This is a genomic window from Pseudarthrobacter xylosi (assembly GCF_055412765.1).
In genome coordinates, this window is record NZ_JBVAYT010000002.1 from 435,436 (window position 1) to 461,365 (window position 25,930).

Annotated in this window: 18 protein-coding genes and 1 pseudogene; 12 read left to right on the forward strand and 7 right to left on the reverse strand. The window is 66.8% G+C overall.

Features of this window, described 5'->3' with window-relative positions:
* Window positions 1–23: 23 nt before the first annotated feature.
* Together ACZY1F_RS06110 and ACZY1F_RS06115 are read left to right on the forward strand one after the other, a co-directional pair.
* The gene (locus ACZY1F_RS06110; protein ID WP_463940843.1) at window positions 24–3,356 is read left to right on the forward strand and encodes a glycosyltransferase family 2 protein; all 3,333 of its coding nucleotides are present in this window, start codon (window positions 24–26) and stop codon (window positions 3,354–3,356) included.
* The gene (locus ACZY1F_RS06115; protein ID WP_463940845.1) at window positions 3,349–4,941 is read left to right on the forward strand and encodes a DUF5719 family protein; all 1,593 of its coding nucleotides are present in this window, start codon (window positions 3,349–3,351) and stop codon (window positions 4,939–4,941) included. Before ACZY1F_RS06110 ends, ACZY1F_RS06115 begins: the two co-directional genes overlap by 8 nt.
* A gap of 4 nt (window positions 4,942–4,945) precedes the next feature.
* Here ACZY1F_RS06115 and ACZY1F_RS06120 read toward each other — a convergent pair whose 3' ends face one another.
* Window positions 4,946–5,461 (reverse strand): metallopeptidase family protein, encoded by a 516-nt coding sequence (locus ACZY1F_RS06120; RefSeq protein ID WP_463940846.1) that lies wholly within the window; start codon window positions 5,459–5,461, stop codon window positions 4,946–4,948.
* A 121-nt stretch (window positions 5,462–5,582) separates the two neighbouring features.
* On the opposite strand from ACZY1F_RS06120, the gene ACZY1F_RS06125 reads away from it, so the two are divergent.
* The 4 genes from ACZY1F_RS06125 (at window position 5,583) to ACZY1F_RS06140 (ending at window position 9,197) form a co-directional block, all read left to right on the forward strand.
* Window positions 5,583–5,972 carry a DUF3499 domain-containing protein gene (locus tag ACZY1F_RS06125; protein ID WP_463940847.1) on the forward strand — a complete coding sequence of 130 codons (390 nt, stop codon included), beginning with the start codon at window positions 5,583–5,585 and terminating at the stop codon, window positions 5,970–5,972.
* Between the two features lie 79 nt (window positions 5,973–6,051).
* Window positions 6,052–6,285, forward strand: a complete 234-nt coding sequence (locus tag ACZY1F_RS06130) for a Trm112 family protein (protein ID WP_463940848.1) — start codon at window positions 6,052–6,054, stop codon at window positions 6,283–6,285.
* Window positions 6,286–6,416: 131 nt separating this feature from the next.
* Window positions 6,417–7,895, forward strand: coding sequence for an adenosylhomocysteinase (ahcY, locus tag ACZY1F_RS06135; protein WP_463940850.1), 1,479 nt, complete (start codon window positions 6,417–6,419; stop codon window positions 7,893–7,895).
* Window positions 7,896–7,958: 63 nt separating this feature from the next.
* The gene (locus ACZY1F_RS06140; RefSeq protein WP_463940851.1) at window positions 7,959–9,197 is read left to right on the forward strand and encodes a L,D-transpeptidase; all 1,239 of its coding nucleotides are present in this window, start codon (window positions 7,959–7,961) and stop codon (window positions 9,195–9,197) included.
* On the opposite strand, the gene ACZY1F_RS06145 is transcribed toward ACZY1F_RS06140, so the two are convergent.
* A complete protein-coding gene (locus ACZY1F_RS06145) occupies window positions 9,194–9,994 on the reverse strand; it encodes an RDD family protein (RefSeq protein WP_463940853.1) in 801 nt (266 codons plus the stop codon). The two genes, ACZY1F_RS06140 and ACZY1F_RS06145, sit on opposite strands and share 4 nt — an antisense overlap.
* 68 nt (window positions 9,995–10,062) lie before the next feature.
* On the opposite strand from ACZY1F_RS06145, the gene ACZY1F_RS06150 reads away from it, so the two are divergent.
* Together ACZY1F_RS06150 and ACZY1F_RS06155 are read left to right on the forward strand one after the other, a co-directional pair.
* Window positions 10,063–11,055, forward strand: a complete 993-nt coding sequence (locus tag ACZY1F_RS06150) for a stage II sporulation protein M (RefSeq protein ID WP_463940854.1) — start codon at window positions 10,063–10,065, stop codon at window positions 11,053–11,055.
* A gap of 123 nt (window positions 11,056–11,178) precedes the next feature.
* The gene (locus tag ACZY1F_RS06155; protein WP_463940855.1) at window positions 11,179–12,282 is read left to right on the forward strand and encodes a TIGR01906 family membrane protein; all 1,104 of its coding nucleotides are present in this window, start codon (window positions 11,179–11,181) and stop codon (window positions 12,280–12,282) included.
* Window positions 12,283–12,314: 32 nt separating this feature from the next.
* Here the strand turns inward: ACZY1F_RS06155 and ACZY1F_RS06160 are convergent.
* Both ACZY1F_RS06160 and ACZY1F_RS06165 read right to left on the reverse strand, forming a co-directional pair.
* Window positions 12,315–13,736: pseudogene (locus ACZY1F_RS06160) on the reverse strand (AMP-dependent synthetase/ligase); the annotation flags it as partial.
* A 67-nt stretch (window positions 13,737–13,803) separates the two neighbouring features.
* A complete protein-coding gene (locus ACZY1F_RS06165; RefSeq protein WP_463940857.1) occupies window positions 13,804–15,486 on the reverse strand; it encodes a dolichyl-phosphate-mannose--protein mannosyltransferase in 1,683 nt (560 codons plus the stop codon).
* A gap of 46 nt (window positions 15,487–15,532) precedes the next feature.
* On the opposite strand from ACZY1F_RS06165, the gene rsmI reads away from it, so the two are divergent.
* Window positions 15,533–16,486 carry a 16S rRNA (cytidine(1402)-2'-O)-methyltransferase gene (gene rsmI, locus ACZY1F_RS06170; protein ID WP_463940858.1) on the forward strand — a complete coding sequence of 318 codons (954 nt, stop codon included), beginning with the start codon at window positions 15,533–15,535 and terminating at the stop codon, window positions 16,484–16,486.
* 172 nt (window positions 16,487–16,658) lie between these two features.
* Window positions 16,659–18,158: an NAD-dependent succinate-semialdehyde dehydrogenase gene (locus ACZY1F_RS06175; protein ID WP_463941137.1), complete on the forward strand. Its 1,500-nt coding sequence runs from the start codon at window positions 16,659–16,661 to the stop codon at window positions 18,156–18,158.
* A gap of 82 nt (window positions 18,159–18,240) precedes the next feature.
* Here ACZY1F_RS06175 and ACZY1F_RS06180 read toward each other — a convergent pair whose 3' ends face one another.
* Genes ACZY1F_RS06180 through ACZY1F_RS06190 form a run of 3 tightly spaced genes read right to left on the reverse strand, consistent with a single transcriptional unit; the run spans window position 18,241 to window position 23,247 of the window.
* Window positions 18,241–20,727 (reverse strand): transglutaminase TgpA family protein, encoded by a 2,487-nt coding sequence (locus ACZY1F_RS06180; RefSeq protein WP_463940860.1) that lies wholly within the window; start codon window positions 20,725–20,727, stop codon window positions 18,241–18,243.
* Window positions 20,724–22,127, reverse strand: coding sequence for a DUF58 domain-containing protein (locus ACZY1F_RS06185; protein WP_463940862.1), 1,404 nt, complete (start codon window positions 22,125–22,127; stop codon window positions 20,724–20,726). Before ACZY1F_RS06185 ends, ACZY1F_RS06180 begins: the two co-directional genes overlap by 4 nt.
* 13 nt (window positions 22,128–22,140) lie before the next feature.
* On the reverse strand, window positions 22,141–23,247 hold the full coding sequence (locus tag ACZY1F_RS06190; protein ID WP_463940863.1) for an AAA family ATPase: 1,107 nt from the start codon (window positions 23,245–23,247) through the stop codon (window positions 22,141–22,143).
* Between the two features lie 165 nt (window positions 23,248–23,412).
* Between ACZY1F_RS06190 and ACZY1F_RS06195 the strand changes: the two genes are divergently transcribed.
* Together ACZY1F_RS06195 and ACZY1F_RS06200 are read left to right on the forward strand one after the other, a co-directional pair.
* Complete coding sequence (locus ACZY1F_RS06195; RefSeq protein ID WP_463940864.1) at window positions 23,413–24,354, forward strand: TatD family hydrolase; 942 nt, start codon at window positions 23,413–23,415, stop codon at window positions 24,352–24,354.
* Between the two features lie 283 nt (window positions 24,355–24,637).
* A complete protein-coding gene (locus ACZY1F_RS06200; RefSeq protein WP_463940865.1) occupies window positions 24,638–25,795 on the forward strand; it encodes a resuscitation-promoting factor in 1,158 nt (385 codons plus the stop codon).
* Window positions 25,796–25,930: the final 135 nt, after the last annotated feature.

Consider the following 25,930-nt stretch of genomic DNA (forward strand, 5'->3'; position numbering starts at 1 on the left):
AGGAAGTACACGTCACTGCCGTTGTGGTGTCCCACAACGGCAGTGCCTATCTCCCCAGAACCCTGGCTGCCCTCGCGGACCAGACCCGGCCCGCGGATTCCCATATCGGGGTGGACACCGGATCTCGCGACGACTCCGCCGTCCTCCTGGAACAGGCCTTCGGCGCAACCAATGTGAGCACCTTCCCGCATGGCAAGAGCGGTATGGGAGGCGCTGTACGCGCCGGACTCAACGCGCACGCGCCCTGGGAAGGACAGTCCCAGCGCGCCGCCACAGAGTGGATCTGGCTGCTTCACGACGACGCGGCCCCGGCGCCGGAAGCGCTGGCAGAACTGCTCAGTGCCGTGGAACGGGCACCATCCGTGACCGTGGCCGGCTGCAAGCAACTGGACTGGCACACCGAACGCCGGCTGATCGACGTCGGACTCTCCACCAGCCGCTGGGCCGAGCGGCTTACCCTGATCGACGCCGACGAACTGGACCAGGGCCAGTACAACGGCCGCACTGACACTTTTGCGGTGAACTCGGCCGGTATGCTGGTCCGCCGGGACATTTGGGAGCTCCTGAAGGGGTTCGACCCCGCGCTCCCGGGCACCGGCGACGACGTCGATTTCTGCTGGCGCAACCGCCTCGCGGGGCACCGCGTGGTGGTCGTTCCCACTGCGCGGATGTTCCACGTAGCCCACCGGCCCCATGCCCAGGGCAACGCCTCCGCAGCACGGAAGGCCCAGGTCCACCTGCGCCTCAAGCATGCCCCGCTCTGGAAGGTGCCTGTCCATGCAGCCGGTGCGCTGCTGGGCAGCCTTTTCAAACTCGTGCTCAGTGTTGCAGTCAAGGATCCCGGGCATGGTTTCTCCCAACTGGTGGCCACGTTCGCTGCCCTGGCCCGGCCCGGTGCCGTCGCTAAGGCACGCAGGACGGCGGCCAGCAGCCGGCGGATCCGGCGGTCGGTCATCAAGAAGCTGCAGACGCCGCGGCGTGAGGTCTGGAACCACCGCCGCTCCCTCATGGAGGCCCTCGGCGCCGACAACTCCACGGCCGACGGCCTGGTCCAGGACCCCCTGGCGGACCAGCCCACGGGGGACTCATCAGATGACTTCGCTGCGCTGACCACCAGCGAACGGGGTTGGGTGGGGACCGGCGCCCTCGCCGCTGTTCTTATCGCGTCCGCGGCTTCCCTCACGGCGCTCAGCGGGCTGTTCCGGGCCGAAGCAGTTTCGGGCGGAGGCCTCATTCCGGTGTCCTCCACCCTTGGCGAAATCTGGCACCACGCGTCCAGCTGGTGGATCAGCCTGGGAGCAGGGCTTCCGGGCAAGGGAGACCCCTTCGGCTATGTGCTGTGGATCCTTGGCCTGCTCGGCGGGGGAGATGCCAACGCGGCCATGGCGTGGCTCCTGCTGCTCGCCGCTCCGCTGGCTGGCCTGACGGCGTGGTTTGCAGCCGGTGGCTTGACCATCCGGCGCCGCTTCCGCCTCGTTGCCGCGCTCTTCTGGGCAGCCGCTCCAGCCTTGCAGATAGCGCTGAACCAAGGCCGCGCGGGTGCCTTGGTGGCGCATATCATGATTCCGCTGCTGGTTCTGGCGCTCTTACGCGCCACTGGCTCGGCCGTGGGCCACGGACGCTTCATTGTCCCGTCCCCGGATGACCGGCGTTTCAGCGAAAAACCGCCTGCACGGCCGGGGATCAACGGCATGCCGTCCTGGACCGCTGCCGCCGCCGCAGGGTTGGCGCTGGGCGTTGTGACCGCGTCCGCACCCTCACTGCTGATTCCCGCCACGGTGCTTATTGTGCTCTGCGGCCTGATGCTTGGCCGCCGTGGCCGCACCGTGTGGTGGGCCCTGTTGCCCAGCGCCGCGCTCTTTCTACCCTTCGGCCTGTCCGTCATCGACCGGCCCCGGGCATTGCTGGCAGACCCGGGTGTTCCCTTGGGGTTCGAGGCAGCCCCGCTGTGGCAGCAGTTCCTGGGCCAGCCGCTGCTCTTCTCCGCCGAAGGTGGCTTGTCAGGCCTTCCGTTCTTCAGCGGCCAGGCCATCCCGTGGGCACTGGTGCTCGCACTGCTCCTGGCTGTTCCCGTCCTGCTACTGGCCGTTGCCGCCCTTTTCCTCCCGGGTAAGCGCAGCAGGACCGCACGTGTCCTCTGGGTGGCCGCACTGGTGATCTTCTCCGGCGGCTGGCTGGCCGGGCACGTTGCCACCGGTGCCACTGCCGACACCCTGGTGACACCGTTCACCGGTCCCGCCATCTCCGCCGCCGGGTTCGCCCTGCTCGGGGCAGCCCTGATCGGTGCCGAGCGGTTGCTTGATGCCGCAGACCGGGCGGCCTCGCCCAGTGTTCGGCGTAACGTGGCGCTCCGCGCCGCCACGGCGCTTGCCATGGTGGTGCTGCTGGCCGGTCCGCTTGCCGGCATGGCGGTGTGGTCGGCGCAGAACCTGCTACGGTCCACAGCCACAGCCCTCCCCGCCGAGGTGCCGTCCGGGCCTGCGCTGGGGACGCCGCGCCTGGTGGAGGCAGGCAGTGCACGGACTCTTCCGGCCACCGCCATCGACCGGGGCACCGGACCGGAGCAGACACGAACGCTACTCATCAGCACCCAGGAAAACGGTGCCTATGACGCTGCCCTGATGCGCGGCGCCGGGACCACGCTGGACAGCATGTCTGCGATTGCCGCAGCCCGGAACATTCTGGGCGCACCCGGCCAGGAGACGGTCAGGGACGACGACGACGTCACGGCGTCCATCCGAAGCGTCGTGGCCACCCTGGTGGCCGGGCAGGGTGTGGATCCCCGGCCGGAGCTCGAGCGCCTGGGTGCCGGGTTTGTGGTGCTCCGCTCGGCAGATACGGCCGCCCAGCTTACGGCCAGCAGAATGGACGCCGTGCCAGGGCTCGTTGCCGTCGGCCAGACGGATGTCGGCTGGCTCTGGCGGATCACGCCGCTGAACCAGCCTGTGCTGCAGCCCGCCGACGTCGCCCACCGCGTCAGGATTGTGGACGGGGCCGGAGCCACCGTGGCGCTGGTGCCTTCCAAGTACGACGACGTCGACACCGCAGTCGCCGGGGGACCTGAAGGGCGGCTGGTGGTGCTCGCTGAACGGGCGGACCCGGGATGGAGCGCCTGGTTTGACGGGCGGAAGCTCACGGCAACGACGTCCGGCTCGGCCCAGGCGTTCACCTTGCCGGCCTCCGCCGGACAGCTGACCATCCGCTACGACGCCCCCTGGGCCCTGTGGTCCGGAATCGCCCAGATCACGGTGATCGGACTCACTGTCATGCTCGCCATTCCCATGCCCGCCCGCCGGCCCAACACCGGGCTGTCCAGGGACGAAGGATCTTTGCGTAAGGAACACCAGAATGCATAAGGACGCCGCCCGCAGGACCCCGCGCAAGCAGATGCTGGCAGGCCTGGTCTCGGCTGTGGCGATTGTGGCCGCGGCCGGTGCGGTGCTCGCTGCCGCGTCGGTTGCTCCGCAGCCGGCGGGCAGCCGCAGCATTCCGGCCGTGCTGGCGGCTGTTCCCGCCGGCGCCAGTGCAGGGGTATGTGCCGGGCCTGCCCGCCTGCTCGAAGGGACTGAGGCGGGCACCGATCCCCAGTTCAGCCCCGAATCCGCGACGGCGAGGAGCACCGTCACGGGCGCCGTCCTGAGCGCCCCCGGCGGGGTTCTTCCCGGCAGCCGGCTCGCCGCCCTTGACGGGACGCCCGCCGTCGAAATCGCCAAGGACGGCACACAGCCCGGCCAGGGGTCAGGTCCCCAGGACCTGACCGCAGGCGTCCTCGCCGGGCACGGCGTGGACGACGCCACCCTCCTGAGTGCCGACGCCCAGGCCGGCCAGAAACCCTCCGCCGCCGGTGTTATGAAATTCACTGCCACGGACGGTGACCTGCGGGGCTCGGCCGCCGCCAACTGCCAGCCGCCCGCCAACGACCACTGGCTCTCGGGCGCAAGCACCACCGTGGGCCGCACTTCCGTCCTCGTGCTCAGCAACGCCTCAAGCACACCTGCCACCGTGAGCCTGGAGCTCTTCGGCAGCAAGGGCCAGATCCAGGCCCCGGGCAGCAGGGGTCTGCTCGTCGCACCGGGCGGTACCCGCTCAATAGTCCTGGCCGGCCTGGCCCCTGGTGAAGCCCGCCTCACGGTTCATGTCCGGAGCGTAGGTGGTCCGGTGGCCGCGGCCATCCAGCAGAGTGTCCTGAGGGGCCTGACGCCCGGCGGCATCGACTTCATTGCTCCGGGGGCCGCTCCTGCCGCACGGCAGGTCATGACGGGGGTAGACATCCAGGATGCCGGCGCCATCTCCGCCCTCACGGGAAACAGTGGCTACAACGACGCCGGCCCTGCGCTGGCGATCACGGTGCCCGGACCGTCGGATGCCGTGGTGGAGGTCAAGCTCTTCGGCCGGGACGGCCAGAAAGCCCTCCCCAACGGCGGCGTGGTCACGGCAAAAGCCGGGGCCGTCACCGAGATTTCGCTGGCGGGCGTCCCCGCCGGCCACTACACGGTGTCCACCAGTTCGGACGTGTCCTTTGTGGCTGCGGTCCGGGTCACGCGGGGCGTCACGAACGAGAAGGCTTCGGACGTGGCCTGGGCTGCCTCCGGTGTCCGGCTGGGAAGCCAGCACGTGGTACCCGTGCCCCAGGGCGGTGACCGGATCCTGGTGTTCGGCGTCCTCGAGAACCGGGCTACGGTCACCTACGCTGCCGTCACCGCGGACGGCAAGATCCGCGCTGCCGCCACTGCCGACGTCGCCGGCGGCACCACAACTTCCATCAAGGTCCCCGAGAAGGTGGACGAGTCTGAAGTGGTGGCCTACGTTGTCTCCGCATCGGGTGACGCCGCCTACGGCGCGCTCCTACTGGAGCAGGAGGGCCGGGACGACATTTCCACGGTAGCCTTCGCACCAGCCGCTTCAGGGCACGAAAAGGTGCCGGTGTCCCTGGGGTACTGACCGGTCAGTACCGGCGGCGGTAGACCGGATCCAGCGTTTCCGGCGCCACGCCAAGCATTTCGGCGGTGTGTTCCACCACAACGTCGTGCACCAGGTCCTGGAGTTCCTCCCGGCTGCCGCAACCCTGCTCAACCACGCGGCGGTACAGGGTAATCACGGGGCCCTCTTCGGCTGTGGCGGGAGTGTAGGCGCCCATGGGGGGCTGCGCGGCGTCGGCCACCAGCTGCTCCAACTGCGGGGGTATTTCGTCAACGGCAAACCGGACGCCGTCGAGCGTTTTGCCCCAGATGTCGTGGAGCCGCTGCGCGGAATCCAGCACCATCTCATCAAAGCGGTCCGAGCGCGTCCGATAACCGGGGAGTGTGGGCAACATCAGTTCCCCACGCAGGCCGCGGCCGTGGCGGTTCCGGCGGCGCACCGCAAAGCTGCGGCCGGGCGAACCCGGGCCCGCTTCTGCGGCGCGGACATCCGGGTCAGCCAAACGGACCGAAAAAGCTGAATCTTGGTTCGATGACTGCATACCTTGACTGTAAACCCGGGCGCAGAATTACGCGACATAACCCCGGTTTGAGTGCCAGGGCGCGGCGCCCGTTCCGGCAAATACTCCGAACGGGCAAGGATACGGAGTAGTCTGTGATGTCGTGGGAGCTATCCGTCAATGTTCAAGGTCAGCCTGCCGTGAGTCGGCGGTGGCAACTTTGACGTACGTCTACGCCGATTCCACCGCCGTCCTGGGTCCGCTTGCCACCTACGCCGAGCCGCATTGTTACGATTTGTGCGAGCAGCACGCCGGGTCCCTGACAGTGCCCCGCGGCTGGGAAGTGCTTCGGCTGGCCATGCCGACCAGCCCGCAGCAGCCGGGACCGGACGACCTCCTGGCCCTTGCCAACGCCGTCCGCGAAGCGGCGGCACAACCGCCGAAGCCGCAGACCACGCCGGGCCAGCGGGTCTCGCATTCAGCGCTGGAGGCCCCAGCCGGCACGGAAGGCGTCCGCCGGGGGCATCTGCGCGCACTGCGCGAACCTTCCTGAGGCGGATCTGGCGGTAGGCTTGAACCTGCTAATCAGTCAGCCAACGGCGCGAACGCGCGCCCTGTCGGGAGCACCCATCATGCCAAAGATCAGTCCTGAACTGTTGTCCGTCCTTCGCTGTCCCGTGACCGGTTCGCCCGTGGTCCAGGAAGGCGAAGAGCTGGTGTCGACGGCGGCCGGTGACTCGGGCGTGAAGCTGCGCTACCCGATAGAGGACGGTATCCCGCTGCTGCTGCCGCCGGAACTTCTCCAGGCCGCAACCGCTGCCGGCTCGGACCAGCACGATCCCGCTGTCGGGCCGGCCGCGGACTAAACCCCGGCCACGGACAAAACCGCAGGTATTGTCCAGGCAGCGCCTGGACAACCCGCCCCACCACCAGCAGGCGAATTTTGCGCAGACGCTTCAACGCCGTCGCCGCCATCGGACAAAGCAAAGGAACCCCCATGACATTTGACTACAAAGTAGCCGACATCTCGCTGGCCGAAGCCGGCCGCCACCAGATCCGCCTGGCCGAGCACGAGATGCCCGGCCTGATGTCACTCCGCAAGGAGTTCGGACCCACCCAGCCGCTGAAGGGCGCCCGGATCGCCGGATCCCTGCACATGACGGTGCAGACCGCCGTGCTGATCGAAACCCTCACGGCCCTTGGTGCCGAGGTCCGCTGGGCCTCCTGCAACATCTTCTCCACCCAGGACGATGCCGCCGCGGCCGTCGTGGTGGGCGCAGGAACGGTCGAGGACCCGCAAGGTGTCCCGGTGTTCGCCTGGAAGGGCGAAACGCTGGAGGAATACTGGTGGACTGCCCAGCAGATCCTGGCCTGGCCCGGCGCGGACACCAACCCGGAGCTTGGCCCGAACATGATCCTCGACGACGGCGGCGACGCCACCATGCTGGTCCACAAGGGCGTTGAATTCGAAGCGGCCGGCGCCGTGCCGGCGACAGGCGAGGACGAGTCCGAAGAAGGCCGGATCTTCCTGGACGTGCTTCGCGCCTCCCTGCAGGAAGACCCTCAGCGGTGGACCCGGATCGGGGCCGGGCTGCGCGGCGTCACCGAGGAAACCACCACCGGCGTGCACCGCCTCTACCAGCTGGCCGAGCAGGGCAAGCTGCTGTTCCCTGCCATCAACGTCAACGACTCGGTCACCAAGAGCAAGTTCGACAACAAGTACGGCATCCGCCACTCGCTGCCTGACGGCATCAACCGCGCCACCGATGTCCTGATGGGCGGCAAGGTGGCCGTGGTCTGCGGTTATGGCGACGTCGGCAAGGGGGCCGCCGAGGCATTCCGCGGCCAGGGTTCGCGTGTCATCGTCACCGAGATCGATCCCATCTGCGCCCTCCAGGCAGCCATGGACGGATACCAGGTGGCCAAGCTTGAGTCGGTGTTGAGCCAAGGCCACATCTTCATCACCACCACCGGCAACAAGGACGTCATCCTGGCCGAACACATGGCCGGCATGCGCGACAAAGCCATCGTGGGCAACATCGGCCACTTCGACAACGAGATTGACATGGCCGGCCTGGCGCGGATCGCCGGCATCAAAAAGGTGGAAATCAAGCCCCAGGTGCACGAATGGGTGCTCGACGGCGGGACTGCGGACGAGCGCTCCATCATCGTCCTGTCCGAGGGACGCCTGCTGAACCTGGGCAACGCCACCGGCCACCCGTCCTTCGTGATGAGCAACTCGTTCGCCAACCAGACCATCGCCCAGATCGAGCTGTGGACCAAGCGGGACCAGCCCGAAGGCGAACGTGAATACAACAACCAGGTCTATGTCCTGCCCAAGATCCTGGACGAAAAGGTTGCCCGCCTGCACCTCGACGCCCTCGACGTGGAGCTCACGGAACTCTCCAAGGAACAGGCCGAGTACCTGGACCTGGACATCGCCGGACCGTACAAGCCCGAGCACTATCGTTACTGACGTGTGACGCCCCGGGTGCCGATCGCGCCCGGGGCTGTTACGTCCAAGCATTAAGATCGGACTATGGAACCTGTTGATAAGCCACGCCGGCGGGGGACCGCCAAGAAGATTCTCTTGGTGGCAGCCGTCTGTGTCCTTGCCGCAACGGGCGGGGTTTTCGCAGCCGTCGCGCCGGGCTTCGCGCGCGGTGGCCTGGAGTCCGAAGCCAGTTCCGCGGTCCGGTCCGCACCCGGAGTCGCATCGCCCGTGGTGGCCCCGGTCAAGGTCGATGTCACACCGGTCAACGCCGCAAAGCAGGTGAACCCGGCCACGCCGGTGTCGCTCAAGGTGGGCAACGGCCGGATCGAGAGTGTCACCTTGACCACCACCGCCGGCGAAGCAGTCCACGGCACCTTCGCAGGGGACGGCAGCAGCTGGACTGCTACCGACCCCCTGAAATTCAACACCGAATACAGCTACACATACGTGGTCACCGACGGTGCGGGGCGGGAAACCAGCACCACAAACTCCTTCAGTACGGTTTCCAGCACGCACGAGGCGGACGCCGCCATCTATCCCCTGGACGGGATGAAAGTTGGCGTCGGGCAGCCACTGCAGGTCATCTTCAGCGAACCGGTGGTCAACCGGGATGCCGTGGAGAAGGCCATCAAAATCACCTCCAGCGCGGGGCAGGCCGGAGCTTTCCACTGGTTCAGCGACACCATGGTCCGGTACCGCCCCGAGGCCTTCTGGGCCGCGAACTCCACCGTCACCATGGACATGCAGCTCTTCGGCGTGGACCTCGGCAACGGCCAGATCGCCAACTTCAACAAAAAAGTCACTGTCAATTTCGGTGACAAGCGGGTGGCCATCGCCGACGCCGCCGCACACACCTTTACGCTCAGTGTCAACGACCAGGTGGTGAAAACCCTCCCGGTCAGCATGGGCGACAAGCGCTTCCCGTCAGCCCGCGGCTACGCGGTCCTGATGGAAAAGAACCGCTATGACCACTTCCGGGCGGCAAGCATTGGACTTAAGCCCGGCGATCCGGCCTACTACGGCGAAGTGGACGTGGAGTATTCCATCCGCCTCACGCTGAGCGGCGCCTACATCCACCAGGCGCTCGAGTCTGCCTTCCCGTACATCGGCAACACGAACGTCTCGCACGGCTGCATCGGGTTCGCTCCCGACGGCGCCGCCTGGGTATTTGAGCACATGACCACTGGCGATGTGGTCCAGATCATTAACACCGAAGGCGACTACGCCGCCGTCGACGATGGCTATGGCGACTGGAACATCCCCTGGGCGGAGTACAACAACTAAGGGTCAAATGGCAGGCGCTCCAAGCGCTCTGCCGTGGCCGAGTTCCGGCGCCGGGCCTGCTGCAGGCGCGCAAGTTCGCGGTGACGGCGTTCGGCCGTAACGGCCGCCAAGTACTGGTCCGGGCTGGTTCCCGGTGGCGGGGGCGGGGCCACATGCCCGGCAAGTTCCGTGGCGATCGACGCGGCCATGCCGGCGGCGGACAGCGGTGACATAAGCCCGGCATGCCGAATGAATTGGGCAGCCTGCCGTGCGGTGGCATCCGGAATCCGTCCGATGTCCGCAGCTGTTGCCCAGGCCTGAAGGTGTGGGGTAACAAAGACACGGACCGGCGCCTCAACCGGCACGCGCCGGCGCAGCGCATACGTGCCGGCGAGGATGTCTCCAAGCCGCTTGGAGCGGCTGTTGAAGAGCGCGACGCCGATGGCGAGGCCTCCCAGGGTCAGGTAGATTTCCAGGAATCCGGTCAGCCCCCGGATCACCGCGTGGCGGAACCGGATAGCGCCGCCGTCGTCCCTGACCACCCGCAGGCCGGTGGCCAATTTTCCGAGCGAAAGGCCCCGGGTGAGGGTCTCCACCGCCACGGGGAAAATAACGAAGCAGAAGACCACGCTCACCAGCGTCAGCGCCCGGAGGGCTGCCTCGTCAAGGTCCTGGCCGGCGGCCGCGATGCCCAGCAGGATCAGGACGAGCAGGATGATGTTGAGGAGGACATCCAGCAGCAGGCCAAGGGCACGGGCGGCGAAGGATGCGGGGCGCAGTTCCAGGACCACGGCCTCGCCGGTGATTATCGAACTCAAACGGATACCCCAATCCCTTGCCAGCCATCCTGCGGACGCTCACAGTCTATGGCGGCTAGGCTGTTGCCGTGGATATGGATGCCTTCTCCGCCGCCAACGGGGACAAGTGGTCAAGGCTGCACCAGCTCGCCCATAAGCGGCGCCTCAGCGGCGGCGAAGCCGACGAGCTGCTGCGGCTCTACCAGTCGACGTCGGCGCACCTTTCATTCATCCGGTCCATTGCCCCGGAGAGCGGCCTGTCCGCCTCCTTGTCCGCCACCCTGGCCCAGGCCCGGACCCGTTTCACGGGCGCACGGTCCAACGTAATGGCGGACCTGGCCCGTTTCTTCGTGGCCGCCCTGCCCGCCGCCCTGTATCGCCTGCGGTGGCTGACGGTGGCCTGCGGCGCCGCATTTGTGCTGGTGGCAGGCGCTTACGCGCTCTGGATCGGGACGTCCCCGGATGCCTTGCGGTCCGTTGCCTCGGAGGCTGCGGTCCGGCAGTACGTCGAGGAAGACTTCATTGACTACTATTCGGAGAATCCTGCGGCCTCGTTTGCGGGGGCTGTCTGGACCAACAATGCCTGGATCAGCGCCCAGGCGGTGGCCTTGGGCGTGACCGGCATCTGGGTGCCCATGATCCTGTTCACGAACGCCCAGGGCGTCGGGATTGCCGCAGGAGTCTTCGCCGCGGTGGGCCAACAGGATGTGTTTTACAGCTACATCCTGCCGCATGGCCTGATGGAACTCACAGCTGTTTTTATTGCCTGTGCTGCGGGCTTGCGGATCTTTTGGGCCATGGTATCCCCGGGACCACGGACGCGGGGACGGGCCGTGGCGGACGAAGGCAGGTCGCTGATCACCGTGGCATTGGGGCTGGTGCTGGTTCTGTTCGTCTCCGGATTGGTGGAGGGCTTTGTCACGCCCAGCCCGCTTCCCGTATGGGCCAAGATCGGCATCGGCCTGGCAGTCCTGGCCGCCTACTGGGGCTACGTCCTGGTGTGGGGACGGCGGGCCTATGACGCTGGTGAACGCGGCGATTTGGTGGCCGGCGACGCCGGATACAGCGAAATCGCCGCATGAATCGGCTGGCGCCGGGGTGGCTCTTCGCCCTCTCGGAGGAGCGGGCGGTAGGCTCAATATCAGATACACGGCGCTGCCCGGATCAGAGCCGGCAGCGCGGACCCCAACGGAAGTGACGCTGCTGTGAACGACAATTCGCCGACCCCTGCCAAACGCACGGAGCCGCAGCCGGATCCGGACCTGGATACTTCATCGGACACGGACGAACCGGCTTTTGCCTGGCTGAATGATTCCGGCTCCAGCACTCCCGACGCGTCCCCGGCCGGTGGCTCCGGTTCCGTCCAGGGCGGTGTCACCCAGCCCGAAAGCCGCGCCGACCGCAAAGCCGCCGAGGCCGCCGTCGAACCCCCCGCCGTCGTACCTTCCGTAGAAGAGTCACTCCGCAAAGAACCGTCCGCGCAGGGCGCCACCCGAAACGGTGCGCACTTCAGTGAGCCGCTCCCCACGTCAGCCCTGCAGGTCCGTCCGCCGCAGGAGGAAGTGGAACGCCGCAACGCGGAGCGCGAAAGCGCAGCCAACGCCAAGCCCGTGGCTCCGCGCATCTGGCAAGTCCTGCTGGCCCTTTTCTACCCGGTGATCCTGTTGGTGCTGGCCGTCCGCGCGGTTACCAGCCCGCTGTTCCTGTGGGCCGAGTACAACCGGCCGGGGTTCCCCGGCGACGGGTACGGCTTCAGCACCGACGACCGGATGACGTACGGCTCCTACGCGGTTGACTACCTCAGCAACTGGGCGGGGCCGCGGTACCTGGGCGACCTCGTCAACCGCAGCGGCGGGGACCTTTTCAAGGACGGCGAAGTCAGCCACATGGCCGACGTGAAGATTGTCATCCTCTCGGCCTTTGGCGGGGGAGCCCTCCTGATTGTCCTCAGCCTCGTGGCCATCGCGTACCTGCGCCGCCGGAGCATCGGCGGAGTGCGCCGCGGGCTGTTCGCAGGATCCATTGTTGCGCTGGCGATCATCCTGGGCCTTGGCGCTCTGGCCGTTCTGGGCTGGCAGCAGTTCTTCACCGAGTTCCACCGGATTTTCTTCGCCAGCGGTTCCTGGACGTTCGCTCTGGAAGACACCCTGATCAGGCTGTTCCCGGGCCAGTTCTGGATCGATGCCGGCATTGTCATCGCCGCGCTGGTCGTCTTGGCAGCACTCGTGACGCTCATCCTCACCTGGCCCACGCGCCGCCGTCGCGGGCTGGCCAAGGATGACCAGGACGCCACTGAAGTGCAGCCCTAAGCGGCTGTTCAGTCCTTGGCTTTAGCGGTCTGCTTCTTGCGGCCCGTGATGGTCAGGAAGCCCTCAGGGTCCAGCTCCCCGAGGTCTCCGGTCCTGAAGAAACCGTCCACGAAGGCCCGGGCGGTGGCGGCCTCGTTGGAATGGTAACCCTTGAACACGCCGATCCCCTTGACCAGCACTTCGCCGTCCTCGGCCACGCGGATAGTGGTGCCCGGCAGGGGAATGCCCACGCTGCCCACCCTGGTCCGGGCCGGCGTGTTGGATGTGCACGGTGCCGTTGTTTCGCTCAGCCCGTAGCACTCAAGAACCCGGATCCCGGCGCCGCGGAAGAAGTGCGCGTCCTCAGGCGCCAGGGTGCCCTGCCCCGATACCGCGTAGCGGACCCGGCCCCCCAGAAGCTGGCGGAGCTTCGGGTACACCAGCCGGTCAAAGACGGCATGCTGCGCCCGCAGCGCCAGTCCCGGTCCGCTGCCCCGGCCGCGGGCAGCATGGTCCCGTGCTGTGGAGAAGCGGACGGCAGCGGCCGACGCTGCCGTGAAGACCCTGGCTCTTACTGACCCGGCAGCCTGGTGCGCGGCGTCCGCCCGGACCTTCCCGAAGATCCGGGGCGCCGCCACGAGGAACGTGGGTTTGAACGTGCCCAGATCCACCGGCAGATCAGCAGGCCGGGTGACATGGCCAAGGGTGGCGCCGGCATGGAGGCACGCCACCTGGGCGGCGCGTGCGGACACCTGGGCCAGCGGCAGGAACATCAGCGTGCGCGCATTCTGCCCCCTGAGGATCTCCGGGAGAAAGGCGACGACGTTGACGGCCACGAGCGCGAAGTTGCCGTGCGTGATCTCGCAGCCTTGGGGACGTCCGGTGGTTCCGGAGGTATAGACCAAGGATGCGACGTCGTCCAGACCCGCGGCGGAGCGGTGGCGTTCCAGCTCGGCATCTGTGACGCCCATTCCGGCAGCCGAGAGGCTGGCGAGGTCCGGGGCCTCGCCGTCGTTATCCATCCGCACCACGGCGACCAGCCGGTCCCGGAGCAGGGCGGACGTCTCCAGTATGGCTGCAACCATTGCCACCTTGCCGCGGTCCTGGGCGAACACCCGCCGCGCGCCGGAGTGGTGCAGGATCCACTCCACCTGGCCGGGCGTCGAAGTCTCCTCGATGGGAACGCTCACGCCGCCGGCAAACCAGATGGCGAAGTCCACCAGCGCCCACTCATAGCGGGTGGCGGACATCACGGCCACGGTGTCGCCCGGCTCAAGGCCGCCGGCGATCAGTCCTTTGGCCAGGGCGCATACATCGTGCAGGAACTTTCGAGCCGGAACGTCGGTCCAGCCGTTGGGACCTTTGCGCGCGTAGAGGGCGTGAGCCGGGTTGGCGGCCTCCCGACGGCGCAGGAGATCGGTGACATTGCTGCCGGGCTCAAGCTCCACCAGGAGTTTTGTGCTTGCTTCTCGCACGGGTGGCCTCTCCGTTCCGCTGCCTCAACGCAGTTCGCGGCTGGTCAGGGTCTGATGCAATCCTGCCCTAGATCCAGGATGGCATCCACATCCGGAAGCGCCATTCCTGGTAGGGGATTATCTCCGCCGTCCACACCGGGTAGAAAAAAGCGGACAACAGGACTGCCCCGGCGACGAAGAGTGCCACCAGGTAGACACCGGAGCGCCGGCGCCAGAGCGGGTCGGTGTCCCGGCCCAGGACAAGGCCCAGGCAATACACCAGCGCGAGCACCAGGAAAGGCTCAAAGGAGACTGCGTAGAAGAAAAACATGGTCCGCTCCGGGTACAGGAACCACGGCAGATAGCCGGCGCCCACACCCGCAAGGATCGCCCCAGCACGCCAGTCACGGCGCCCGGCCCACCAGAACAGCAGAACCACCAGCGAGATGGCCGCTGCCCACCAGATCATCGGGTTCCCCACCGAGAGAATGGCTGAGGCGCAGTTGGGCACGTCGCAGCCAGGAACGCCCTGCTCCGGTTTCTGGTAAAAGAACGACGTCGGCCGGCCCATGACCAGCCAGCTCCAGGCACTTGCCTCGTAGGGGTGTTCGGAGCCCAGTCCCTGATGGAACTTGTAGGCCTCCAGGTGGTAATGCGCCAGGGAACGCAGGGAGTCAGGCAGCCAGCCCCATTCCGCTGATGGGTTGGCCTGGGCCCACCGCCGGAAGTAGGCGCCCTCGGAACGGAACCAACCCGTCCAGGTGGCGGTGTAGACCACCACTGCAACCGGAACCATGCTGGCAAAGGCGAGCAGTCCATCCTTGATGATTCCGGCGCTGACCCAACCGCGGATTCCCGCGACACGCCGTGCATTGAGGTCCCAGAGGACCGTCAGCACGCCGAAGCCGACGAGGAAAAACAGGCCCGACCATTTGGTGCCCACAGCGAGGCCCATACATACGCCCGCGGCGAGGCGCCACCAGCGGATACCCAGCCACGGTCCCGCCAGTAGCTGGCTGGTTGAGGGCATGCCGTTCCGGGACGCGACTGCGAGCCGTCCCAGCCGTGCTGCCAGCCGCCGTCGACCGTCATCGCGGTCCAGCAGCAATGCCCCGAAGGCCGCCAGGATCCAGAACATCAGGAAGATGTCCAGGAGTGATGTCCGTGACATCACCAGATGGTGGCCGTCGACGGCGAGCAGCAGGCCCGCGGCGGCAGCCAGCGGCAGTGAGCGGAACAGTTTCAACGCAATGAGCGTGAGCAGCAGGATGGACAGGGTCCCGGTCAGTGCGGCCGCGAACCGCCAGCCGAATGGATTATCGGCGCCGAACAGCCACATGCCACCCGCGATCATCCACTTGCCCACGGGCGGATGGACTACGTATTCGGGTGTGTCCAGGAGGATGGCCGGGTTGCCTGCGTTGAAGGAATCGTTGGCCTTGTCCGGCCAGCCCCGTTCGTAGCCGCTGACCACGTAGGAGTAAGCGTCCTTAACGTAATACGTTTCATCGAAGACCAGGCTGTGCGGCGTGTCCAGCCGGACAAACCGCAGGACGCCGCCGATCGCCGTGGTCAGGGCAGGTACCAGCCAGAACCATAGACGGAGCGACGGCGGGTAATCCCGCCAGCTGCGGGTGCTTCCGATCAGGCGCTCGCGGAGGACTGCAGCAGAGAAGGCCACGGCCGGACGGGCGATCCAGGGGCCTCGTGCCGGCGGGTTGGGTTGGCCGGCCTCCGCAGGCCGCATGGAGGTCTGCGTCACGAGCCCCATGCTACCTTTTGCAGCTTGGGCCTCCTGCCAGCAGTACGCTGGGGGAGTGGACCCTAACCCCAGCACCTTCGCCGATTCCCGCCCTGCAGAACCTTCCGTTGCCGCCGACGAGGGGCCAGTGACAAAGTCGCCGGTGACAGTGGACGCAGCGGCAACGGTTGCCGCGGGGCCAGGCCGGATTGTGTTGGCCGCAACGCCCATCGGGAATGCCGGCGACGCATCGGCCCGCCTGATCGAACTCCTGGGGACCGCAGACATCGTGGCCGCCGAAGACACCCGGCGCCTGCACCGCCTTGTCCAGAACCTTGGAGTCACTGTCGCCGGGCGGGTCATCAGCTACCACGAGCACAACGAGGCGACCAAGACCGCGGAGCTGCTGGAGCACGTCCGGTCCGGCAAAACCCTGGTTATGGTCACAGACGCCGGAATGCCTTCGGTCTCGGACCCGGGGTTCAGGCTGGTGGAAGGGGCTGTGGCAGCAGGACTCACCGTGACCGCCGTCCCGGGCCCGTCCGCCGTACTGACCGCACTGGCACTGTCCGGCCTGCCCACCGACCGTTTCTGTTTTGAGGGATTCCTGCCCCGGAAAGCCGGCGAACGGGCGTCACGGTTGGCGGACCTGTCGGCCGAACGCCGGACCATGGTGTTTTTTGAGGCGCCGCACCGACTGGAATCGATGCTGCGGGCGCTGCGCGAGCGTTTCGGTGCCGAGCGGCGGATCGCTGTGTGCCGCGAACTGACCAAGACCTACGAAGAAGTCATCCGCGGGACGGTCGGGGAACTGCTGCTGTGGGCCGAAGGCAACGAGGTCCGCGGCGAGATTGCCGTGGTGCTCGGCGGCGCCCCCGAGCAGGCGCCGGGCACTCCCGAAGACCACGTAGCGGCCGTCAACGAGCTGGTGGCCCAGGGAATCCGGCTGAAGGAAGCCGTGGCCGCCGTCGCTGAGGACGTCCGCGTCAGCAAGCGGGAGCTGTACTCCGCGGTCCTCGCGGCACGCTGAGCGAGCGTAAATCTCTGCTGTGCAGCTGCACAACGTTGTCCGGTAGCTGTAGTGCGTCCAGGCGTAGACCCTCTGGCGGCCACGGCAGTAGTCTGACAGTTAATCAGCCGGGAAGGCAGGCCACGAGGCCTGTGACGTGGCTGAACCAAACCTTACTGACGAGGGAGTCAACGTGACTGTCACCGCACTGCCAGCTGTTACCGCGGAGCGCGAAAGCGCGCTGCTGGCCTCTGTTCCCACCGGATTGCTGATCAACGGCGAATGGCGCCCGGCGGCTTCAGGCAAGACGTTCGACGTCGAGGACCCCGCCACGGGCAAAGTGCTGCTGAGCATTGCCGACGCGGGCCCGGAGGACGGCAGGGCTGCTTTGGACGCGGCCGCCGCGGCCCAGGAGTCCTGGGCGAAGGTCCCCGCCCGGGAGCGCGGTGAAATCCTGCGCCGTGCCTTTGAGATGGTCACGGCCCGTGCCGAGGACTTCGCACTGCTGATGACCATGGAAATGGGCAAACCTCTGGCCGAAGCCCGGGGCGAAGTCACCTACGGCGCGGAGTTCCTGCGCTGGTTCTCCGAGGAGGCCGTCCGTGCGTTCGGCCGCTACTCGGTCTCACCGGACGGTAAGTCCCGCCTCCTGGTGACCAAGAAGCCGGTGGGACCGTGCCTGCTCATCACGCCGTGGAATTTCCCGCTGGCCATGGCCACCCGCAAGATCGCCCCTGCTGTCGCGGCCGGCTGCACCATGGTGCTCAAGTCCGCCAACCTCACGCCGCTGACCTCGCAGCTGTTCGCCGCGGTCATGCAGGAAGCCGGCCTGCCCGCCGGAGTCCTGAACGTCATTCCCACGTCCACAGCGGGAGCCACCACGGGTCCGCTGATCAAAGACCAGCGCCTGCGCAAACTCTCCTTCACCGGCTCCACCGAAGTGGGCCGCCGCCTGCTCGCCGACGCCTCCGAAACCGTCCTGCGGACTTCCATGGAACTCGGCGGCAACGCCCCGTTCCTGGTCTTCGAGGACGCCGACATTGATGCCGCCGTCGCCGGGGCCATGCTGGCCAAGCTGCGGAACATGGGCGAAGCCTGCACCGCAGCCAACCGGTTCATCGTCCACGAATCCGTAGCCGACGAATTCGCCCAAAAGTTCGCCGCGAAAATGACGGACATGACCACGGCGCGCGGCACCGAGCCGGAGTCCAAGGTGGGCCCCCTGATCGACGCGAAGAGCCGGGACAAGGTCCACGAGCTCGTCACCGACGCCGTGGCCTCCGGTGCCAAGGCTGTCCTGGGCGGCGCCCCGGCCGAGGGTCCAGGCTACTTCTACCCGCCCACCATCCTCACCGGCGTCACCGAAGGCACCCGGATCCTGTCCGAGGAAATCTTCGGCCCCGTCGCCCCGATCATCACCTTCGGCACCGAGGACGAAGCGATCCGTCTGGCCAACAACACCGAATACGGGCTCGTGGCCTACGTCTTCACCAGGGACCTGAACCGCGGCATCCGGATGGGCGAACGCCTCGAGACCGGCATGCTTGGGCTGAACGCTGGCGTCATCTCCAACGCCGCCGCGCCGTTCGGCGGCGTCAAGCAGTCCGGCCTGGGACGTGAAGGCGGCCTTGAGGGCATCGAGGAATACCTCTACACCCAGTACATCGGCATCGCGGACCCCTACGCCGGCTGAACGGACAGTCCTCCGGCTGACAGGATCATCCTCCGGTCAGCCGGTTCCTGCAGCGCCTGCCTGTAGCCACTGCAGCGAGCCGCTATTGGCTACCCCGTGGCCGGAACAAGCCGTCGCGCGCCCTCGACCCGGAGCGTGCGGCGGCTTTTGCCGTTCGGCGTGCCAGCTTGTTGAGCCCCCTAAACGGGGCAGTCAGGAGCCATGCCCACCGGCCCAGAACCGACGGCGGGAGCCAGTCGGCCCGGAGGCGTCGGGGGAGTGAGGCGTTGGCACGCAAGGACTGCTGTACCGCCGCGACACGCGGGGCAATCGCCCCAGTCCTGCCGCGGCTTGCTGTGTCCTGGACAGGCGGCCCGTAGTGCCGGCGTTCGAAGTCGGAGGTGAGGCTGCGGATGGCCTGGTGCCCGGCGTCGTCCATGCCGCCACTCTCGCCGAGCAGGAATGAATGGCGGAGCCGTGCGGAGTATGTCCGTGCTGTTTCACTGGATTCCGGTGGCAGGCCGTAGTCGGTTCCGAGGTCGCGGATTTCAGCCCACGCCAGCGGAACCGCGTCCTCCCGGGACCGGTCCTCTGTGCGGAGCCTCCGGGCACGCCGCCCCATCCTCACCAGCCGTGGCGATGCCGCCAGGAGGACAAGGCCAAGCGCGGCCCCTGTCCCGAGCAGCCACGGCAGAAGCACCTGCCCCACGTCCCCTTCGCCGCCACCTGCACCGGGGAGGGGCGCGGCCGTGGCACTTGGTGTGGGGGCCGGGGCTGTTGTGCCCGGAAGGAGGTCGTCGTTGTTTTCAAGCGATCCGGGGCTACCTGAGGTGCTGGTTTCCGTGGCGTACGCGGGTATTACACCACGTGACGGCGTGGGTTCGAACGGCACCCACCCCAGTCCTTGGAAGTAGAGTTCGGGCCAGGCATGGGCATCCCGGGCGTCCACCTCATACTCCGGCAGTGCACCTTGCCCGGCCACGGAAACCGTGGAACCGGTGGTGCGGCCCGGCGCATAGCCCACCGCGATGCGGCTGGGGATTCCCTCCAAGCGGGCCATTACGGCCATCGCGGACGAGTAGTGGATGCAGTATCCGCTCTTCTGGGTGAGGAAATCGGCCAGCACCGAGAGTCCGTTACCGTCGTAGCCGCCCTGGACAGGTGACTGGAGGGAATAGGTGAACTCCCCAGACCGAAGGTACTTCTGGATGGCCATGGCCTTGGCAAAGGGCGTGTCACTGGAAGCCGTTACCGTGTCAGCGGTGCTTCGGACTATGTCCGGGACGTTGCCGGGAACCCTGGTGAAATCATCACGGATTCCCCGCACGGCCTGCGAAGACTGTTGAAGCAGGGTGGCCGTGAGTTTAGGGGCGGAGGACACCACAACGTATTGCTGTGCCCGCGAGTTAGTGTTGGATCCCTTGACGGCCAGCGTGGCCGGGTCCCACGTCCAGGAACCGTTGAGCCCGCGGATTGACTCGGGCGCATACGGCAACGGCAGGTACGCGCTGGTGAACGTCCCCGTATCCACGGCAGTCACCTGGCGGAGCTGCTCCTCGGCGACGATCTCGTAGCCCGTCTCAAGCTGCCCTGCCAAGGGGCGGCGCTCGGCGTCCCGGTCATCAGGTCCCCAAGATTCGCCGTCGAAATTGTCAACAGTCACGGACCGCAGATACAGCGACCCGGCCGCATTGGTGGCATAGGTGATCCGTCCGCTTCCGGCTGGCGCCCGCAGGCTGTTTCCCAAGGTAATCATGGGATTCAGGCCGGTACCGGAGCCCCAAGGGTTCAGCCGGGAGCCCTGCGGAAACGTGCCGTGGTCGAAACCGGGAATTGCCGCCGGCACCGCCAGTGTTGCCACCAGCGCCACGGTTCCCGTCAGCGCGGCCCGCCGCAGCTGGCCGGGATTCCGGCCGCTGTCGGCTGATGTGCGGGAATCCGGTGCAAACCACTGGCTGCACGCGAGGATCAGCAGATACCCGGCCACCGTGGCAATGAAACCCCAAATCCCCACACTCTGGGGCTTCACGGTGGCGGGGACCACCAGGATCGCCAGCAGGCCCAGACCGGTTGTTGCCGGCATGCCAAGCGGCACTGCCAGCGCATCGATGAGGATGACGGTCAGGCCCAGGGCTGCGCAGCTCACCATCACGATTCCTGCGTTCGGAGCCACCGGGGCACTTTCCGCCAGGACCGTCTCGCTAGCCCGGAGGACCAACCTGTCCACTTCACCCAGGGTTGCCCCGGACGGGATGAATCCGGCAATGCCTGTGCTCCGGAAGAACGTCAGTGTGAGAACCGCGATCAGGGACGCAAAGCCGCCCACAGCCACCACAAGAGGCTGGGCCCGCAGCGCGCGGAGCGTGGCAATGGACAGGCAGACCATCACCACCGTGGTCAGGATGGGCAAGTACCAGGCCCAACCGCGCAGGACGCCGTTGAGGGAAATCGCGGCGCCCGCCACCGACAGGGCTACGGCACCGGCCATGGCCCAGGGGTACACCCCGACCCGCATCCGTACCGGGACCTGTCCCGGGGTACCAGTGGCTGCCTTCTCGCGGGAAGCGTTGCGTTCCGGTGCCAGCGTCACCGCCCCACCCCCGCACCTCGGCGCACGTCTGCCGCAGCAGTGGCAGGCGCCGCACCACCCTGGTCGAAATGGGTCCAGGCATCCGGGACTGAAACAGAGGCTGGCACGGCCACTGCCCTCCAGCCGCCCCGGCGGAGGGCCTCCAAAGAGTCCTCGGCATCCGCCGGCCTGTCGGAAACGATGATGGCGAAGGCATTCGCGCCGTAACCTGCCGCCGGAGCGAGGGCTCTGGCCTCGCTCGGCGAGATCCTGCCGAGCACGGCAATAAGGGGCCCCCGCATCCGGTGGGCGGAGAGTTTGTCCATCAGGTGATCGTCGAAATCGGCCGGTCCGGCATCCTGGCCACCGTGGTCCCGGGCAACGTGGTGCGGACCGGACAGGTGGATGGCAGCGAGGCTTTCCGCGATCGACTGGAGCCCGGAGACTCCGCTGAACTCTTCCGCGTCCGGTTCCGGTGCGGACGGGGAACGGAGGAATGCGGGTTCGCCGCGGGGGTCCAGGAGGCGGAGGGCGTAGTTCCGCTCCGACAGGTGCGTGCAGATGGAGATCGCGGCCACCACGGCCCACTCGAACGTGCCGCTGGTGATCATCTCGTGTCCGTCCACGGCCGCACTGCCCACGAAACCGGAACCGTGTCCCCCGGAAAACGCCGCGAACCGTTGGTCCAGGATGAGGGTGGCCTCCGGCGTCGTGACAGATTCCTCCTGGCGTACCATCAGGGCGCCGTGGTGGGCGGTGGCCGCCCAATGCACCCTGCGCATGGGATCGCCGGGGCGGTACTCGCGGGTCATGACGTCATCGTCGCTGGGGTTGGCGCGGGTACGCGTAGCTGTGATGCCGTCGTTCCCGCGAGCTCCCGCGAGGCCCGTCACGGGAAGCTCGACGGCGGCCGGAGTTACGGTGAGGGTGTCGCCGTCGTCAATTGACCGCCGGTGCAGGGACAACCCGAACGGATCAGTGAACTCAGCTGTTACCGGGCCGATCAGGTACTGGCCGCGTTTGGTGGAACGTAAATGGTATTCGTACCTGCTGGTCCCGCCCTTGGCGGAGCGGGCGGGAAAGTGGAAGGCCGGGGATTCGCCGAACCGTGGCGGCAGCCGTTCCTCCATGATGGCCCGGCCGCCACCGGAACCCGTCCGTGCCACGGCGAGCCGAACCGTGGTGGCAGCGGAAGTCTCAACCGGGGACGGGTTGAACTCGCGGTAAACCTGGAACCGGGGCTTGAGGAGCCTGATTCCGGCGAGCGAAACCAGGGGAAGGACGATGAGCAGGACACTCAAACTCAGCAGATCCCGCCGCCCCATGATCTGCGCAGACAACAGGCAGACGGCGCCTGCGGCCAGGAGCCCCCAGCCGCGCTGGCTGAACAGATGCCGGGGCAGTCGGTCACGCAGCGCCATGTGACAGCCCTGCCTAGTGGTTCCGGCGCAATCCGGCCGGCGGGGCCGATGCCCGGGCCGGGCTGTTCGGGTCCTGGTTCACCGGGAGCCGGGAGAGGATGCCCCGGATGACGCTGTGTGGGGTCTCGCCGGCACCGGCCGCCTTGCGGTCCAGGATGATCCGATGGGCCAGCACGGATTCCGCCACGCTGACGACGTCGTCGGGGAGCGCAAAATCGCGGCCGTCCAGGGCCGCCGTGGCCTTCGCAGCACGGAGCAGCTGGAGCATGGAGCGTGGACTGGCGCCCAGCCGCAGCAGGGGGCTTTCGCGAGTTGCGCGGCCTACTGAGACGGTATATTCCTTGATGGCCTGGGATACGTAAACCTGCTGGACGGTGGCGATCATCGCTGCGACGTCCGCCGCGGTGACCACGGGGGAGACCTTGGCCAACGGGGACGTTGCCTGATGGGTCTCCAGCATCTCGATCTCGGAGTCCTTGTCCGGATAGCCCATGGAAATCCGCGCCATAAAACGGTCGCGCTGTGCTTCCGGGAGCGGATAGGTGCCTTCCATCTCGATCGGATTCTGGGTGGCCACCACCATGAACGGTTCGTCGAGTTTGTATGAGTCCCCGTCCACGGTCACCTGGTGTTCCTCCATGCACTCCAGGAGGGCGGATTGGGTCTTGGCTGAAGCGCGGTTGATTTCATCGCCAATGACGATGTTGGCGAACACGGCACCCGGGCGGAACTCGAACAGCCGCGATGCCTGGTTGTAGATGGACACGCCCGTTACGTCCGAGGGCAGCAGGTCGGGAGTGAATTGGATGCGGCTGACCGTGCAGTCGATGGTCCGGGCGAGGGTTTTGGCCAGGAGGGTCTTGCCCACACCTGGCACGTCCTCCAGGAGCAGATGGCCCTGGGCCAGCAACACCGTAAGTGCGAGCCTGGCCGCATCCGACTTTCCGTCGATGACAGTGTTGATCGAGGCCAGGATCCGCTGGCTGGCCGCGTGGAACGCTTCGGCGTCCATGGCAGCTGCCTTGTGGCCGTTGAGGTGGCCCACCGGCCCCGTCACAGCGGTAAGGTTCCGGCTGGCAGGGGTTACCTCGTTGACGGCGGTGCGGCGGTGGGAGTCCATCTGCAACCTTTCAGCCCGGGGATCACCCGGAACGGGACAGCAGGCCTGCCTTCGCCCGGCGGTGGGCGTTCGCATCTGTTCATACCAGCCTACTAACACAACTGCCCTGGCTGACAGAGAGTTCCGGGAATTCTGCACAGGATCGGCCGCCGCTAGGCTGGAGGGATGTGCAATTCGCTGATTCCCGCCGCCTACCGCGCAGTCGGGGCGGACCCTGCAGATGCCGACCACGCTGAGGCTGCAGCCGGCACCCCAGCCGGCTCCGGGCGGCAGGCGCGGCCGGACTATCCGCCGGTGCCGGAGCCGCTGCCGGTCCCCGTGATGGACAACCACACGCACCTGGATTTCCCCGACGGCGAGAGCCCCGTGGGCATCGCCGCGGCGATGGATGCGGCCCAGGCCGTCGGAGTGCAGGGGGCCGTCCAGGTGGGCTGCGACCTGGAGTCTTCCCGGTTCACGGTCCGGGCCGTTGACCTGGACAGCAGGTTGCTGGGAGCCGTGGCCCTGCACCCCAACGACGCCCCGGACTATGCCAGGCGCGGCGAGCTGGAGGATGCGCTGACGGAGATCGAGCAACTGGCCGCCCATCCCCGGATCAGGGCCATCGGCGAGACCGGCCTTGATTTCTTCCGCACAGAAGGGGAAGGGCTGGCCCACCAACGCTATTCGTTCCGGCGGCATATCGATATCGCCAAGCGCCTGGACCTGACGCTGCAGATCCACGACCGCGACGCGCACGACGACGTGGTGCAGGTCCTGCGCGAGGAGGGGGCTCCGGAGCGGGTGGTGTTTCATTGCTTCTCAGGTGATGAGGCGCTCGCCAGGATCTGCAACGCGGCGGGCTGGAACATGTCCTTCGCCGGCACGTTGACGTTCAAGAATGCGGCCAACCTCCGCGCCGCGCTGGCGGTGGCAGACCCGGACCTCGTGCTGGTGGAAACGGATGCTCCGTTCCTGACACCGCACCCGCATCGTGGCCGTCCCAACGCCAGCTATATGGTGCCGTACACCGTCCGTGCCATGGCCGAATTGACAGGAACTGACCTCGCCGAACTCTGCACCCGGATCAGCGAAAATACCGTGCGGGCGTACGGATCGTGGGAGTGATTTGGGTCTCGTCGGAATGCTTGCTACGCATACCACGTATGTAAAATTCTTGGCCGCTTTATAACGCTACGGTTACAGTGGAGAACTATTAGCCGGGGTCGGGGAAGGCCTTCGGATAATTTCACTTCATTCGCAGCAGGACCAAGCAGGGCTTTGATGCCGCCTGCCTGCCGCGCGGAGTGTGGCGGCGCAACGGTGCCCGGAGCTTGTCCCCAGGGTCACGCGCCGGCTATTTCACTGCGTTTTTCCCCGTGCCCGGATCGATCTAAAGTTACGGGCAATCGTGGTCAAGCTCTTCACAACGGACGGCAAGTTCAGTTTTATCAAGGTGGGCACCCAACTGGTGGTGCTGTGTGCGCTGGTGTTGGGCCTCGTGGCCTTCGTCGGAAATAACAAAACCGTTACCCTCAACGTCGACGGAAAAGTGACTTCACTCCAGTCCTTCGGCGGCACCGTGGGCCAGGTAGTGAAAAGCGCCAACGTAGAACTGAAGTCGGCTGACCGCGTCTCGCCCTCGGCGGACGCCAAAGTGGAGAACGGCACCGTGATCAACGTCAACATGGCCAAGGCCGTAAAGGTCAGCCTGGACGGTTCCGAAAAGACCATCAACACCACGGCGCCGGATGTTGCCGGCCTCGTTACCGAACTCGGGGTAGCCAGCTCCTCCTCCGTTTCCGTCCCGAAGGACGCCCAGCTCGCGGTGGCCGGATCCTTTGTTTCCATCTCCACGCCCAAGACCGTCAGCATTGTTGCCGACGGCAAGGCCGCCACGGCCACCACCACCGCTGGAACCGTAGCCCAGGTCCTGGAGGACGCTGGCATCACCCTCGGCGTCGACGATCGCACCTCCCAGCCGGGCAACGCGCACGTGGTCAACAACATGGTGGTCAAGGTCTCCCGGGTGGATACCAGCCAGACCGCAGCCACCACTGAAGATGTTGCTTTCGACAGCCTGACCACCGAGAGCGCCGAGCTCTTCAAGGGCGAGAAAGAGGTCACCCAGGCCGGCGTGGCCGGCAAGGTGGACAAGAGCTTCAAACTGGTGATGGTTGACGGCCGTGAAGCCTCGCGGACCCTGGTCTCTGAAACAGTCTCCGTGCAGCCCGTGACGGAAAAGGTCACGGTAGGCACCAAGGCAAAGCCAGCGGCCGCGGCCGCGGCCGCTGTGAACACCGGCGCCGCAGCCCCGGCCATGATGAACGAGGCCATGTGGGACAAGATCGCCCAGTGTGAGTCCACCGGAAACTGGTCCATCAACTCGGGCAACGGCTACTATGGCGGCCTCCAGTTCAACATCCAGACCTGGATCGGCTCCGGCGGCGGCGCTTACGCCCCCAACGCCAGCCTCGCCACCAAGGCGCAGCAGATCGACATCGCCAACCGCGTGTACGCACAGCGAGGCCTCCAGCCCTGGGGCTGTGGCTGGGCCGCTACAAGCTAGGCGCCAGTTCGCATCTGCGCTGGCGGCAGCTGACCACGACCGCCAGATGAGCAGTGAGGCAGCGGCCGGTCCCGGATTTTCCCGGGGCCGGCCGCTGCCGTTAAGCGGAAATACGCGCCGCGTAACACGCATGAT

Coding starts and splice junctions, on each gene's coding strand:
- ACZY1F_RS06115 (WP_463940845.1), top strand. CDS start 3,349: ATGCATAAGGACGCCGCCCGCAGGACCCCGCGCAAGCAGATGCTGGCA.
- ACZY1F_RS06120 (WP_463940846.1), bottom strand. CDS start 5,461: ATGCAGTCATCGAACCAAGATTCAGCTTTTTCGGTCCGTTTGGCTGAC.
- ACZY1F_RS06130 (WP_463940848.1), top strand. CDS start 6,052: ATGCCAAAGATCAGTCCTGAACTGTTGTCCGTCCTTCGCTGTCCCGTG.
- ahcY (WP_463940850.1), top strand. CDS start 6,417: ATGACATTTGACTACAAAGTAGCCGACATCTCGCTGGCCGAAGCCGGC.
- ACZY1F_RS06140 (WP_463940851.1), top strand. CDS start 7,959: ATGGAACCTGTTGATAAGCCACGCCGGCGGGGGACCGCCAAGAAGATT.
- ACZY1F_RS06165 (WP_463940857.1), bottom strand. CDS start 15,486: ATGGGGCTCGTGACGCAGACCTCCATGCGGCCTGCGGAGGCCGGCCAA.
- ACZY1F_RS06185 (WP_463940862.1), bottom strand. CDS start 22,127: ATGGCGCTGCGTGACCGACTGCCCCGGCATCTGTTCAGCCAGCGCGGC.
- ACZY1F_RS06190 (WP_463940863.1), bottom strand. CDS start 23,247: ATGGACTCCCACCGCCGCACCGCCGTCAACGAGGTAACCCCTGCCAGC.
- ACZY1F_RS06195 (WP_463940864.1), top strand. CDS start 23,413: ATGTGCAATTCGCTGATTCCCGCCGCCTACCGCGCAGTCGGGGCGGAC.